This window comes from Pseudomonas sp. SDO5591_S426 (assembly GCF_054070755.1).
Map to the genome: position 1 here is coordinate 67,624 of NZ_JBSVXD010000006.1, position 13,850 is coordinate 81,473.

Consider the following 13,850-nt stretch of genomic DNA (forward strand, 5'->3'; position numbering starts at 1 on the left):
AGAGGCAGGACCCATGGCAAACGTGCAAAGCGGCAAAATGATCGTCGGTCTCGATATCGGCACCTCCAAAGTGGTGGCGCTGGTGGGCGAGGTCGGGGACGACGGCACGCTGAATATCGTCGGGATCGGTACCCATCCGTCCCGTGGCCTGAAGAAAGGCGTGGTGGTGAACATCGAGTCCACCGTGCAGTCGATCCAGCGCGCGATCGAAGAAGCGCAGCTGATGGCTGGTTGCCGCATTCACTCGGCATTTGTCGGCGTGGCCGGCAATCACATCCGCAGCCTGAACTCCCACGGCATCGTGGCGATTCGTGATCGCGAAGTCAGCTCCGCCGACCTCGAGCGCGTGCTCGACGCCGCTCAGGCCGTGGCGATCCCGGCTGACCAGCGCGTGCTGCACACCCTGCCGCAGGATTACGTGATCGATAACCAGGAAGGCGTCCGCGAGCCACTGGGCATGTCCGGCGTACGTCTGGAAGCCAAGGTTCACGTGGTCACCTGCGCCGTCAACGCCGCACAGAACATTGAAAAATGCGTGCGTCGCTGCGGTCTGGAAATCGACGACATCATTCTCGAGCAACTGGCTTCGGCTTACTCGGTGCTGACCGACGACGAGAAAGAACTGGGCGTGTGCCTGGTGGACATCGGTGGCGGCACCACCGACATCGCGATCTTCACCGAAGGCGCGATCCGTCACACCGCGGTGATCCCGATTGCCGGCGACCAGGTGACCAACGACATCGCCATGGCGTTGCGCACTCCGACCCAGTACGCCGAAGAAATCAAGATTCGCTACGCCTGCGCCCTGGCCAAACTGGCCGGTGCCGGTGAAACCATCAAGGTGCCAAGCGTTGGCGACCGTCCACCGCGCGAGCTGTCCCGACAGGCCCTGGCCGAAGTGGTAGAGCCGCGTTACGACGAGCTGTTCACGCTGATCCAGGCCGAACTGCGTCGCAGCGGTTACGAAGACCTGATCCCGGCCGGCATCGTGCTGACCGGCGGTACGTCGAAGATGGAAGGCGCCACCGAACTGGCCGAGGAAATCTTCCACATGCCGGTACGCCTGGGCGTGCCTCACGGCGTGAAGGGCCTGGATGACGTGGTCCGCAACCCGATTTATTCCACTGGTGTTGGCCTGTTGATGTACGGCCTGCAGAAGCAATCCGACGGCATTTCGTTCTCGGGCATCGGCAGTCGCGACAGCTACAGCAACGAAGAGCCGAAAGGCGCCTTGCTCGATCGCATCAAGAGCTGGGTCCAGGGCAATTTCTGAAGATTTACCGCAGCACCGTTGTAGATACACGCAGTAGGCGAAAAAACTAGAGAACGTAAAGGAGAGGGAAAATGTTCGAACTCGTAGACAACATCCCCGCAAGCCCGGTCATTAAGGTTATCGGTGTTGGCGGAGGCGGCGGCAACGCTGTCAACCACATGGTCAAGAGCAACATTGAAGGCGTTGAGTTCATCTGCGCCAACACTGATGCCCAAGCGCTGAAGAGCATCAGCGCGCGGACCATCCTGCAACTGGGTACCGGCGTGACCAAAGGTCTGGGCGCCGGCGCCAACCCTGAAGTAGGTCGTCAGGCCGCTCTCGAAGACCGTGAGCGCATTGCCGAAGTCCTGCAGGGCACCAACATGGTGTTCATCACCACTGGCATGGGCGGTGGTACCGGTACCGGTGCTGCGCCGATCATTGCCGAAGTGGCCAAGGAAATGGGGATCCTCACCGTTGCGGTGGTGACCCGTCCGTTCCCGTTCGAAGGCCGCAAGCGCATGCAGCTGGCCGACGAGGGTATTCGTCTGCTGTCTGAAAGCGTCGACTCGTTGATCACCATTCCCAACGAGAAGCTGCTGACCATCCTCGGTAAAGACGCCAGCCTGCTGTCGGCTTTCGCCAAGGCTGACGATGTACTGGCCGGTGCCGTTCGCGGTATCTCCGACATCATCAAGCGTCCGGGCATGATCAACGTCGACTTTGCCGACGTACGGACCGTGATGAGCGAAATGGGCATGGCGATGATGGGCACTGGCTGCGCCAGCGGTCCGAACCGTGCACGTGAAGCGACTGAAGCGGCCATCCGCAACCCGTTGCTCGAAGACGTGAACCTGCAAGGCGCACGCGGCATCCTGGTGAACATCACCGCCGGTCCTGACCTGTCCCTGGGTGAGTACTCCGACGTGGGTAGCATCATCGAAGCCTTCGCTTCCGAGCACGCGATGGTCAAGGTCGGTACCGTTATCGATCCGGACATGCGTGATGAGCTGCACGTGACTGTCGTTGCGACCGGTCTGGGCGCTAAAATCGAGAAGCCTGTGAAGGTCATCGACAATACCGTTCACACTTCGATGGCTTCGCAGCCACAACAACAAGCCCCTGTTCGTCAGGAAGCTCCAGCGGTGAACTACCGCGACCTGGACCGTCCGACCGTCATGCGCAACCAGGCTCAGGCCGGTGCTGCAGCTGCCGCGAAGATGAATCCGCAAGACGATCTGGATTACCTGGACATCCCGGCATTCCTGCGTCGTCAGGCCGATTGATGAAATGTATCAGGGCTATGAAGGTGATTGGTGTTCAGCAAAGGCGTGGTCTGCTATCATCGCCAGCCTTTGTTGATACCAGTTCGCAATTTGCGCTGAAGCGGCCCAAGCCATGATTAAACAACGCACACTGAAAAATATTATCCGTGCCACAGGTGTAGGTCTGCACTCCGGGGAGAAGGTCTACCTGACCCTCAAGCCTGCGCCTGTCGACACCGGCATCGTGTTTGTTCGTGCCGACCTGGACCCTGCGGTGCAGATTCCTGCCCGCGCGGAAAACGTTGGTGAAACCACGATGTCGACCACGTTGGTCAACGGTGACACCAAAGTGGATACGGTGGAGCACTTGCTCTCGGCCATGGCTGGCCTGGGCATCGATAACGCCTACGTCGAGCTCTCCGCGTCCGAAGTCCCGATCATGGATGGCAGCGCTGGACCCTTCGTATTTCTGATTCAGTCGGCTGGCCTGGAAGAACAGGACGCCGCCAAGAAGTTCATCCGCATCCTGCGTGAAGTGACAGTGGAAGACGGCGACAAGCGCGCCACTTTCGTCCCTTTCGAAGGTTTCAAGGTGAGCTTCGAGATCGATTTCGATCACCCGGTTTTCCGTGACCGCACACAAAGTGCAAGCGTGGATTTTTCCAGCACTTCGTTCGTAAAAGAAGTCAGCCGCGCCCGTACCTTTGGTTTCATGAGTGACATCGAGTACCTGCGCAAGCACAATCTCGCACTCGGCGGCAGCGTTGAAAACGCTATCGTCGTCGACTCGGACGGTGTACTGAACGAAGACGGCCTTCGTTATGAAGACGAATTCGTGAAGCACAAGATTCTCGATGCAATTGGTGACCTCTACCTGCTGGGCAATAGCCTGATTGGTGAGTTCAAGGGCTTCAAGTCCGGCCACGCACTGAACAACCAGCTGCTGCGCAAGTTGATTGAGCAGACAGATGCCTGGGAAGTCGTGACGTTCGAAGACGCCAGCACTGCACCGATCTCTTACATGCGCCCTGTTGCGGCCGTGTAAGTAAAAAACCTCTCTAGTTTTTTAAAGGCTACCTTCGGGTGGCCTTTTTTTATGCCTGGATTTTGTGAGAACACGATCTACCGTGGGAGCGAGCTTGCTCGCGATGGGGAGCGCCGCAGATTTCAGGCGGCCACCACCCGATTCCGCCCCCTTTCCTTGGCCTGATACAGCGCCTTGTCCGCCAAAAACAGCAATTGCTCCAGGCTGATGTCGCTCGCGGTGTTCCAGGTACTGATGCCAATGCTCACGGTCATCGGCGATTCATCAGGCGCCACCAAGGGCAGTTGCTCCACCTGCGCACGGATATGCTCGGCGATCTGCCGCGCGCCTTCATGGCCGGTTTCCGCCAGGATCACCGAAAACTCCTCGCCGCCGTAGCGGGCCACCAGGTCTGTCGGGCGATGCACGTTGGCGCCAATGACTTCAGCCAGTGAACGCAGCGCTTCGTCGCCGGCCTGGTGGCCATGACGGTCGTTGAACGCCTTGAAGTGATCGGCATCGATCATCAGCACCGACATCGGTTTGCCCGACCGCTGGGCCCGAAACCATTCGTGGCGCAGGGTCTGATCGAGGGTTCGCCGGTTGGCCACGCCGGTCAAGGCATCGGTGGCCGCCAGTTGCGCCAACTCTTGCTCGGCGTTATAGCGCAGACGCAGCTCGCGACAGAGCAGCCAGGTCAGCCACAGCAACGCAATGCACAGGATGCCGGTGGCGCCGCTGATCACAATGGCCGTGCGGTTCCAGGTGGCGAACACCTCATCACCGGATAGGGCGACGATAACCGTCAGGGGCAAATTGCCGACCCGGCTGAAGGTGTACAGGCGTTGCTGCTCGTCGACACTGGATACGCTGTCGAAGCTGCCACTGCCCTCACGCAACATGCGCACGACGTTGGGCCGGGTGGCGAAGCTTTTGCCGATCGAGTTGCCTTCGAGAAACGGTTTCTGCGCCAACAGAACACCATCGTCGTTGATGATGGCCAACGTGCTGCCGGTGCCGATGTCCAGGCTGTTGAACAACTGATCGAAGTAAGCCAGGCGCATCGAGGCCACCGCCACACCTAAAAACTCCCCGGTGGGCGAAGAGATGCGCCGACTGAAGCTGATTTGCCATTCGTCGCTGTAGGCGCAGTCGCAGCGGGGTTTGAACGGCCGGCTGATGAACATGCCACTGTCGCGGTTGAAGGCATGGGTGAGGAAATAATCGCGATCAGCGAAGTTGCCCGGTTTGGGCTCGATCAACGACGAGTCGGCCAGCACCTCGCCGTGCTTGTCCAGCAACAGGATGTCGCCCTTGTAGCGCGCCGTGGTGGAACGATCGAAGAGCACCAGGTGGCGGACCTGCGCTGAAACCTGCTTGAGGTCGTCCCGTTGCGCAGCGGCGATCAGGCCCTGCAGGGTCAGGTCGTAGAGTTCCACCGTGCGCAGCACGTCGGCGTCGATCAATTGTGCGACGGTGGTTGCGCTGCGAGTGGCCGCTTGTTGGGCGTTGGCGTGTTCGCGGATCAGCAAAAAGGCCACGATGCTGAGAATCGCAATGACCGTCAGGCTGCTGCCGAGGATGACCAGGATCTCGGGCCGTCCGGTGCTGCCTGAAGCGGGTGGGGTACGGCGTTCGGTCATGGGGCTGATGTCTGCTGGAATGACTGGGTAAGCGTAGTCCCATAACCCTAGCAGCCGGCGGCCATCGTTGCGGCATTTGCAATGAACAACAGTTAAGTCAAAACGAAAAAAAGCCGCTGATGGCAGCGGCTTGGCGGACAACTTTCCAAGGGGAAGAGCCGATGAAAAGTGTCGAGGGAAACTGGAGCGAGGTGCAGCAATCAGCTGTCTTTCAGGGCCTGGGTCTGGTCCTGAGCGCTGGATGCTTGCGGAGCCTGGGTGGCTTCCTGGGCTTTGGCGGTCATCTCGATCTGCTGCTCTTCGAGAGCGGCGGCGCGTGCAGTGTTGTGCGCGACGAAGGCCTGCGACTCTTCAGCCATGGCGAACGGAGACAGGAACAAAGAGGACAAAACGAAAGCGCTGGCAATACCCATACTGTTGGACATCTTTAAAACCTTCTTGCTTGGCAAGTGCTGTTTGGTGCGGGCAAAGATAGGGATGTCGGGCGCCGGGAAAAAGAGCGGATTCATGAAAGGACTGTTACGCAAAAAGCAAAGATCGTCCGAACGCGGCCCGAACCTGTCAGACAGGCAGATGGATACCGAAGGTGTTCATTCCATGGTCACTGCGCACAAACACATCGCCGCCGTGCATCAACGCAATCGCCTTGACGATCGCCAGCCCCAGACCGTGATTGTTGCCGCTATTGCTGCGCGAAGCGTCGACACGGTAGAAGCGCTCGAACAGGCGCGGCAGATGCTCGCTGGCAATTGGCAATCCGGGATTGGCGACACCAATACTGACCTGATGCTCCTCGGCTTCGATGCGTACCTGAATCACCTGCCCGGGCTCGGTGTGCTGCACCGCGTTGCTCAACAGGTTGATCAGCGCCCGGCGCAGATGCGCGATCTCGATTCGCACCTGGGCATCACCGCTGACCTGCACCTCGACTCGAGCGTCCTCAAGAATGAAGTCCAGGTATTCCAGGGTCGTCGCTACCTCATCAGCCAACGAAGTGGACGTCAGTTTGGTGGCCTTGCTGCCCTGATCGGCGCTGGCGAGGAACAGCATGTCGTTAATGATCGAGCGCAACCGTTCAAGCTCTTCGAGGTTCGATTGCAGCACCTCGAAGTAATGTTCGGCGGAACGTCCGCGAGTCAGCGCCACCTGGGTCTGGCCGATCAGGTTGGTCAACGGCGAACGCAGTTCATGGGCGACATCGGCGTTGAACGATTCCAGCCGCGAGTAGGCCTGTTCGACCCGCTCCAGCGTGGAGTTGAACGCGTTGACGAACTGATTCAGTTCCGGCGGCAACGGCGACAGTCGCAAGCGCCCCGAGCGCAACGGCGGGGCCAGCCGCTGGGCTTCATGGGACAGTTTGATCAGCGGTTTGAGCCCGATCCGTGCCACCCAATACCCCAACGCGGAAGCCATCAGCACGCCGACAATCGCCAGTGCAATCAGGGCGATCAGCAGTTGATGTTGCGTCTGGTGAAAGGTCTCGGTGTCGATGCCGATCATGAAGCGCAGCGGCGGGCGCTGGTCCTTGGCCGGGAACTGGCTGACCAGCACTTTCAGCGGGTAGGGCTGATCCGGCAGTTGCATGTCGCGCATGCCCAGCGGCCCTTCGGCAAAAGCGCGGATCTGCGGCGTCGGGTTGCCGTATTCATAGCGAGGATCGCCGCTGACGATCCAGAAACTGATGCGCTTGTCTTCTTCGCCGAGCAACTTGAGCTTGTTGTTGATCTTCACCCAATGCTCGGGCGTGCCGTAACGGCCGACGGTGGATTCGAGCACGCTGTAACGCGCGTCCAGTTCCGCTTCGGGCAACAAGCCAAGCCCCTTGTCGACCTGTTGGTAGAGCGCCCAACCGATCAACAAAAACACCAAAAGCGCCACCAGCGTGAACATCCCGCTCAGGCGCAGCGCAATCGAGTTACTGGACACCACGGCTCTCCAGCACATAACCCATGCCCCGGATCGTGTGCAGCAATTTCTCTTCGAACGGCCCGTCGAGCTTGGCCCGCAGGCGTTTGATCGCCACTTCGACGACGTTGGCGTCGCTGTCGAAATTGATGTCCCAGACCATCTCGGCAATCGCCGTTTTCGAGAGGATTTCACCCTGACGCCGGGCCAAAACGCTGAGCAGCGAGAACTCCTTGGCGGTCAGGTCCAGACGCGAGCCCGCGCGGGTCGCCTTGCGGCTGATCAAATCTATCCACAGGTCGGCAATGCTCACTTGCACCGGTTCATGGCCGCCGCTGCGGCGGGTCAGCGCTTGCAGGCGCGCCACCAGTTCGAGGAAGGAAAACGGCTTGCCGAGGTAATCGTCGGCGCCATCGCGCAGGCCTCTGATGCGATCCTCCACACGCTCGCGGGCGGTGAGCATGATCACCGGGGTTTGCTTGCGTGCACGCAGCGCGCGCAGCACGCCAAAGCCATCGAGGCCCGGCAACATCACGTCGAGGACGATCACCGCGTAGTCGCTTTCCAGCGCCAGGTGCAGACCCTCGACCCCATCGCGGGCGAGGTCCACGGTGTAACCCTGTTCCGTCAGGCCGCGGTGCAGATAGTCCGCGGTTTTTTCTTCGTCTTCGATAATCAGAACGCGCATGACCCCGCCTCAGTCTGTGGTTGCCAGCGCCGGCACGGGCGGAGGCGCTGGTGAGAGAGTGTGCCGATGAAATAACCGCTCCAGCCATAAGTATATGACCGGCGTGGTGAACAGCGTCAGCGCCTGGCTCACCAGCAAGCCGCCGACCACCGCGATCCCCAAGGGTTGGCGCAGTTCGGCGCCGGTGCCGTAGCCGAGCATCAGCGGCAGGGCGCCGAGGAGGGCGGCGAGGGTGGTCATGATGATCGGCCGGAACCGCGTGATACAGGCTTTGAAGATCGCCTCTTCCGGCGATAAGCCACCGTTGCGTTGCGCTTCGAGGGCGAAGTCGATCATCAGGATGCCGTTCTTCTTCACGATACCGATCAGCAACACCAGCCCGATCAGCGCCATGATCGAAAAATCCTGGCCGCAGATCCACAACATGATCACCGCACCGAGGCCGGCCGAAGGCAGCGTCGAAATGATCGTCAGCGGATGCACGAAGCTCTCGTAGAGCACGCCGAGAATGATGTACACCGCCACCAGCGCCGCCAGAATCAGCCACGGCTGGCTGGCCAACGAACTCTGGAACGCCTGCGCCGCGCCCTGGAAGTTACCGCTGATGGCCGCCGGCATGCCGATATCGGCCTTGGCCTGATTGAGCATGATCACCGCATCGCCCAACGCCACGCCGGGCGCGAGGTTGAACGAAAGGTTGGCGGCCGGGAACATGCCATCGTGGGCGATGGACAGCGGGCCGATGGTTGGTGCGTCGAATTTTGCCAGCGCCGACAGCGGCACCATCTCGCCGCTCAGGGGCGAGCGCAGGTAGAAATAGTTGAGACTTTCGGCCTTGCCGCGCTGCTTGGTGTCCAGTTCCAGAATCACGTTGTACTGGTTGATCTGGGTCTGGAATTCGTTGATCTGGCGCTGGCCGAATGCGTCGTACAGCGCTTCGTCGACATCGCTGGCGGTCAGACCAAAACGCGCCGCAGCGCTGCGGTCGATGCTGATGTGAGTGATGCTGCCGCCCAGTTGCAGGTCATTGGAAATATCGCGGAACGCCGGATTAGCCCGCAGTTTTTCCGTCAGGCGCTGGGTCCAGGTGCTCAGGGTCGGGCCATCGTTGCTCTTGAGCACGTATTGATACTGGGCGCGGCTCGGGCCGGAGCTGAGGTTGATGTCTTGCCCTGCACGCAAGTACAGGACGATGCCCGGCACTTTCATCAATTGCGGGCGAATCCGGTCGATGAACTGGCTGGCCGAGACATCGCGGTCACCGCGTTTTTTCAGGGTGATCCAGAACCGGCCGTTGGCGATCGTCTGGTTACTGCCGGACACACCGACCGAGTGCGAGAAGGTTTCGACTGCGGGGTCGGCGGCGACGATTTCGGCCATCGCCAAGTGTTTTTTCACCATGTCGCCGTAGGAAATATCGGCGGCGGCTTCGGTGGTGCCGAGGACGAAACCGGTGTCCTGAATCGGGAAGAAACCCTTGGGAATGAAAATGTAGCCAGCGACGGCCAGAGCCAGCGACACAGCGAACACACCGATCATGGTTTTCTGGTGGGCGAGGGCGCGGCGCAGGCCTTTTTCGTACCACGCCAGCAGGCGTTCACCGAAGCCCTGTTTGTCGTGGGCATGGTGCACCGGCGCACGCATGAACAGCGCGGCCAGGGTTGGCGCCAAGGTCAGCGAGACCACCACCGAAATCATGATGGTCGAGGTGGCGGTCAGGGCAAATTCCTTGAACAGCCGCCCGACCACGCCGCCCATGAACAGCAGCGGAATGAACGCCGCCACCAACGAGAAGCTGATCGACACCACGGTAAAACCGATTTCCCCGGCGCCTTTGATCGCCGCCTCGCGCATGCCGTCGCCGGCCTCCAGATGGCGGTGAATGTTTTCCACCACCACGATCGCATCGTCGACCACAAACCCCACGGCCACCACGATCGCCACCAGCGTCAGGTTGTTCAGGCTGAAGCCCATCACATACATCAGGGCAAAACTGGCGATCAGCGACACGCCGAGTACCGCCGATACGATCAACGTGGCCGACAGTTGACGCAGGAACAACGCCATCACCGCCACCACCAGCATGACGGCAATCAGCAGGGTAATTTCCACTTCATGCAAGGACGCGCGGATGGTCTGGGTGCGGTCGATCAGCACCTTGACCTGCACCGAGGCCGGCAGCATCGCTTCCAGCCCCGGCAGTGCCGCCTGAATGCGATCCACGGTCTCGACGATGTTGGCGCCGGGCTGGCGGAAGATCACCAGGTTCACGCCTGGCTGTGAGCCGGCCCAAGCCTGCACGTAGGCATCTTCCGAACCGTTGACGACTTTGGCGACGTCCTTGAGGTGAACCGGTGCGCCATCCTTGTAGGAAACGATCAACTGGCTGTATTCGTCGGGATGGAACAGTTGATCGTTGGTCGAAAGCGTTGAAATGCTCGACTCGCCGTACAGCGCACCTTTGGCCAGATTGAGGCTGGTTTGCTGGATCGCCAGACGAATGTCGGCGAGGGTCAGGCCGATTGCTGCCAGTTTGTCCGCCGAGACCTGGACGCGAATCGCCGGACGTTGCTGACCGGTAATGGCGACCTGTCCTACACCGTCGACCTGACTGAGCTGACGGGACAACAGGGTTTCGGTCAGGTCGCTGAGCTCCGGGCCGGGCATCAGCGACGAGTTGACGCTGAGGATCAGCACCGGGCTGTCGGCCGGGTTGACCTTGCGCCAGGTCGGCAGGTTTGGCATGTCCTTGGGCAGCTTGCCGGCGGCGGTGTTGATCGCGGCCTGGACTTCCTGGGCGGCGGTGTCGATGCTCTTGTCGAGGGTGAATTGCAGGGTCAGGTTGGTCGAGCCGAGCGCACTGCTCGAAGTCATCTGGGTCACGCCGGGGATGGCGCTGAATTGCACTTCGAGGGGCGTGGCGACCGACGATGCCATGGTTTCCGGGCTGGCGCCGGGCAGTTGTGCGGCGACCTGGATGGTCGGGAACTCCGCTTCCGGCAGTGGCGCGATGGGCAGGCGCGGGAAGGCGATTGCGCCCAGCAGCACCAAGGCAAAGGTCAGGAGAATGGTCGCCACCGGGTGATCGATGCACCAGGCTGAAACCGAACCATGGCCCTTCATGGTGTCGACTCCGATTGCACCACTTGCGGCGGATCGGTCAGCACCTGCACCGTCGAGCCAGGCTTGAGTCGCGACTGACCGTCGCTGACCAACTTATCCCCAGGCTGCACGCCTTTGATGATGTTCTGGCCGCTGTCCTGATAGACCATTTGCACCGGCACGGTTTCGACTTTGTCGCCATTGAGGCGGTAGACGAAATGCTGGTCGAGGCCACGTTGTACGACGTTGGGCGGTACGACCAGCGCATCTTTATCCAGTGCGGTCTGAATCTTTACCGTCACCAGCAGGCCAGGCCAGAGCTTCTGCCCGGCGTTGTTGAATTCGGCCTTGGCGCGGATGGTGCCGGTGTTGGCATTGATCTGGTTGTCGATCAGGGTCAGATGGCCTTCGCCCAGCAGGTTGCCGGTTTCGCCGTCGGTGTCGGCACCGATGTAGGCCTTTACCTGAGCGTGTTGCGGATCGCTGATCAAGCCTTGCAGGGTGGGCAACATTTGCTGCGGCAGGGAGAACTCGACGGCGATCGGGTCGATCTGGGTGACGGTGAACAGGCCTTGGGTGTCGGTCATGCGCAGGAAGTTGCCCTCATCCACTGTACGAATGCCGACGCGACCGGTGACCGGGGAGCGGATCTGCGTGTAGGACAGTTGCACTTGGGCGGCATCAATCGAAGCCTGATTGCCTTGGGCGGTGGCCTTGAGTTGGTTGACCAGTGCCTGTTGTTGGTCGTAGGTCTGTTTGGAGACGCCGTCGTCGACGCTCAGCAGTTTGTAGCGCTTGAGGTTGACCAGTGCGACTTGCAGTTGCGCCTGGCTTTCGCCGAGTTGTGCCTGGGCCTGATCGAGACTGGCGCGGATCGAGCGGTCATCGATGGTGGCCAGCAGGTCGCCTTTTTTCACCAGTTGGCCTTCCTTGACCATGATTTTGGTGAGGATGCCGTCGATTTGCGGGCGGACGACGACGCTGTGCAGGGACAGGACCGAGCCGATGCCGCTGACGAAGCGGGGGACGTCTTTTTCGGCGACGCTGACCACGCGTACGGGAATGGCGGTGGGGGCGGCGAGTTTTGCCTTGGCGGGTTTGGTGGCGTACCACAGGCCCAGCGCTGCCAGGATGATCAGGAGGGCGACGAGCAGGGCGGGTTTTTGCTGGATTCGCATGCGAGTGGGGCGCCAGGGCTGGTTTTTGGTCGAAAGGTATTTTCCTTTATAAACCTGTTTGGGGGTCGGGAAGGTGACTGCTAACTGACGGCGCTGTCAGTTTGGGCCTTGGCGGCCTTATAGCCGACCAAGCTATGGGGTGATTGAGTACATATCCGTTGTTTTTGTAACGGCGGCGTATGGTTTCGCCCTTACGGCGAGTCCCTTTTGGCAAACGCCCGGAAGCCGGCCCAGCCAAAAGGAACCAAAAGGTCTCGCCCCGAACGTACGGCCCCTCGCTAAGGCTCGGGGTTTCTTCGCTCCGGTATTCATCCGGGGACACTGCCCTCCGGTCTGCTGCGCGACGACCTACATGCAGCGTGTTCGACTGCGTCGAACGGCGCTGCGCGCCACTCCCCGGATAAACACCTCCACTCAGCCTTCCGATGGGGCGGGTGGATCAAAAGCTGCAGGCGAGCTAACGCTCGGCCTGTTGAGTGGTGAAAAGCCTGGGTGTACGCCGATCCACTGTGGGAGCTGGCTTGCCAGCGATGGCGGCCTGCCAGCCGACCTGATTTCTACAGATGTACCCAATCCAACTGTGGGAACCAGCCTGCTGGCGATGGCGGTCTGCCAGCCGACCAATCTCTCACAGGCATGGCCACAATTTAATTGTAGGAGCGACTCAATTCGCCACCCGAACCCCACCCAGACTCCCGCTCAATTCATACGCCGCCAATTCCGCCTGATGCGCGGCCAACAACTCCGGCAGCGACCCCCGCAGATACTCCACCCAGGTCTTGATCTTCGCATCCAGATATTGCCGCGAAGGGTAGATCGCATACAGGTTCAGTTCCTGCGAGCGGTATTTGGGCATGACGCGCACCAGCGTGCCGTCGCGCAAGCCGTCGATCGCTGCGTACAGCGGCAGGACGCCGACGCCCATGCCGCTGGTGATCGCCGATTTCATTGCGTCGGCGGAGTTCACCAGGAACGGTGAGCTGTTGATGGTGACCATTTCCTGGCCGTCAGGGCCGTCGAAGGCCCATTTTTCCAGGGGGATGACCGGGCTCACCAGGCGCAGGCAGGCGTGGTTGAGCAGGTCGCTGGGTTTTTGTGCGCAGCCGTTGGCTTTGACGTAGGCCGGGGAGGCGCAAACGATGCTGAAGGTGATGCCCAGGCGCTGGGAGACGAAGCCCGAGTCCGGCAGTTCGCGGGCCAGGACGATGGACACGTCGTAACCCTCGTCCAGCAAGTCCGGTACGCGGTTGGCCATGGTCAGGTCGAAGGTCACGTCCGGGTGGGTCTTGCGGTAGCGGGCGATGGCGTCGATCACGAAGTGCTGACCGATACCGGTCATGGTGTGCACTTTCAGTTGCCCGGCCGGACGTGCGTGGGCGTCGCTGGCTTCGGCTTCGGCTTCTTCGACGTAGGCCAGGATCTGCTCGCAGCGCAGCAGGTAGCGCTTGCCGGCTTCGGTCAGGGCGATGCGTCGGGTCGTTCGGTTGAGCAGACGGGTTTGCAGATGGGCCTCCAGATTGGAGACCGCGCGCGAGACGTTGGCCGTGGTGGTGTCCAGTTGCACGGCGGCGGCGGTGAAGCTGCCGGCTTCGGCCACGTAACTGAAGGCGCGCATGTTTTGCAAAGTGTCCATGGGGTGCTCTCGGGTTCGATGGCAAATTGTGACACGAAGTTTCAGGGTCTGAGACCCCGACCAAGGGATTATCTCGTTAACGGTAACAAAGATTCACAGGAATCCCAGCTTATCGCTTACACCGGCCACCCATAGAATTGCGCCGATCCGTTGTAGGAGC

The 13,850-nt window shown here is 60.6% G+C and carries 10 protein-coding genes; 3 read left to right on the forward strand and 7 right to left on the reverse strand.

Features of this window, described 5'->3' with window-relative positions; all coding sequences use genetic code 11:
• The first annotated feature begins 13 nt into the window (after positions 1-13).
• The 3 genes from ftsA to lpxC all read left to right on the forward strand — a co-directional run bounded on the left by ftsA (position 14) and on the right by lpxC (position 3,562).
• Positions 14-1,273: a cell division protein FtsA gene (gene ftsA / locus ACW9JC_RS02895; RefSeq protein WP_338582907.1), complete on the forward strand. Its 1,260-nt coding sequence runs from the start codon at positions 14-16 to the stop codon at positions 1,271-1,273.
• 71 nt (positions 1,274-1,344) lie between these two features.
• Positions 1,345-2,538 (forward strand): cell division protein FtsZ, encoded by a 1,194-nt coding sequence (gene ftsZ / locus ACW9JC_RS02900; RefSeq protein WP_053154973.1) that lies wholly within the window; start codon positions 1,345-1,347, stop codon positions 2,536-2,538.
• A gap of 112 nt (positions 2,539-2,650) precedes the next feature.
• The gene (lpxC, locus tag ACW9JC_RS02905; RefSeq protein WP_338582905.1) at positions 2,651-3,562 is read left to right on the forward strand and encodes a UDP-3-O-acyl-N-acetylglucosamine deacetylase; all 912 of its coding nucleotides are present in this window, start codon (positions 2,651-2,653) and stop codon (positions 3,560-3,562) included.
• A 122-nt stretch (positions 3,563-3,684) separates the two neighbouring features.
• Here lpxC and ACW9JC_RS02910 read toward each other — a convergent pair whose 3' ends face one another.
• The 7 genes from ACW9JC_RS02910 to ACW9JC_RS02940 all read right to left on the reverse strand — a co-directional run bounded on the left by ACW9JC_RS02910 (position 3,685) and on the right by ACW9JC_RS02940 (position 13,690).
• Positions 3,685-5,184, reverse strand: a complete 1,500-nt coding sequence (locus tag ACW9JC_RS02910) for a diguanylate cyclase (protein WP_457453451.1) — start codon at positions 5,182-5,184, stop codon at positions 3,685-3,687.
• 200 nt (positions 5,185-5,384) lie between these two features.
• Positions 5,385-5,609 carry a hypothetical protein gene (locus ACW9JC_RS02915; RefSeq protein ID WP_457453452.1) on the reverse strand — a complete coding sequence of 75 codons (225 nt, stop codon included), beginning with the start codon at positions 5,607-5,609 and terminating at the stop codon, positions 5,385-5,387.
• Between the two features lie 136 nt (positions 5,610-5,745).
• Positions 5,746-7,110 carry a heavy metal sensor histidine kinase gene (locus ACW9JC_RS02920; RefSeq protein ID WP_457453454.1) on the reverse strand — a complete coding sequence of 455 codons (1,365 nt, stop codon included), beginning with the start codon at positions 7,108-7,110 and terminating at the stop codon, positions 5,746-5,748.
• A complete protein-coding gene (locus ACW9JC_RS02925; RefSeq protein ID WP_338582900.1) occupies positions 7,100-7,777 on the reverse strand; it encodes a heavy metal response regulator transcription factor in 678 nt (225 codons plus the stop codon). The genes ACW9JC_RS02920 and ACW9JC_RS02925 overlap by 11 nt, the downstream gene beginning before the upstream one ends.
• Positions 7,778-7,786: 9 nt before the next feature.
• Positions 7,787-10,900, reverse strand: coding sequence for a multidrug efflux RND transporter permease subunit (locus tag ACW9JC_RS02930; protein ID WP_457453456.1), 3,114 nt, complete (start codon positions 10,898-10,900; stop codon positions 7,787-7,789).
• The gene (locus ACW9JC_RS02935) at positions 10,897-12,057 is read right to left on the reverse strand and encodes an efflux RND transporter periplasmic adaptor subunit (RefSeq protein ID WP_338582898.1); all 1,161 of its coding nucleotides are present in this window, start codon (positions 12,055-12,057) and stop codon (positions 10,897-10,899) included. The genes ACW9JC_RS02930 and ACW9JC_RS02935 overlap by 4 nt, the downstream gene beginning before the upstream one ends.
• A gap of 664 nt (positions 12,058-12,721) precedes the next feature.
• Positions 12,722-13,690 (reverse strand): LysR family transcriptional regulator, encoded by a 969-nt coding sequence (locus tag ACW9JC_RS02940; RefSeq protein WP_457453458.1) that lies wholly within the window; start codon positions 13,688-13,690, stop codon positions 12,722-12,724.
• Positions 13,691-13,850: the final 160 nt, after the last annotated feature.

Bases quoted from the DNA above. Each gene is read 5' to 3' on its own strand.
- ACW9JC_RS02930 (WP_457453456.1), bottom strand. From the start codon at position 10,900: ATGAAGGGCCATGGTTCGGTTTCAGCCTGGTGCATCGATCACCCGGTG.
- ACW9JC_RS02935 (WP_338582898.1), bottom strand. From the start codon at position 12,057: ATGCGAATCCAGCAAAAACCCGCCCTGCTCGTCGCCCTCCTGATCATC.
- lpxC (WP_338582905.1), top strand. From the start codon at position 2,651: ATGATTAAACAACGCACACTGAAAAATATTATCCGTGCCACAGGTGTA.
- ftsZ (WP_053154973.1), top strand. From the start codon at position 1,345: ATGTTCGAACTCGTAGACAACATCCCCGCAAGCCCGGTCATTAAGGTT.
- ACW9JC_RS02910 (WP_457453451.1), bottom strand. From the start codon at position 5,184: ATGACCGAACGCCGTACCCCACCCGCTTCAGGCAGCACCGGACGGCCC.
- ACW9JC_RS02940 (WP_457453458.1), bottom strand. From the start codon at position 13,690: ATGGACACTTTGCAAAACATGCGCGCCTTCAGTTACGTGGCCGAAGCC.
- ftsA (WP_338582907.1), top strand. From the start codon at position 14: ATGGCAAACGTGCAAAGCGGCAAAATGATCGTCGGTCTCGATATCGGC.
- ACW9JC_RS02925 (WP_338582900.1), bottom strand. From the start codon at position 7,777: ATGCGCGTTCTGATTATCGAAGACGAAGAAAAAACCGCGGACTATCTG.
- ACW9JC_RS02915 (WP_457453452.1), bottom strand. From the start codon at position 5,609: ATGTCCAACAGTATGGGTATTGCCAGCGCTTTCGTTTTGTCCTCTTTG.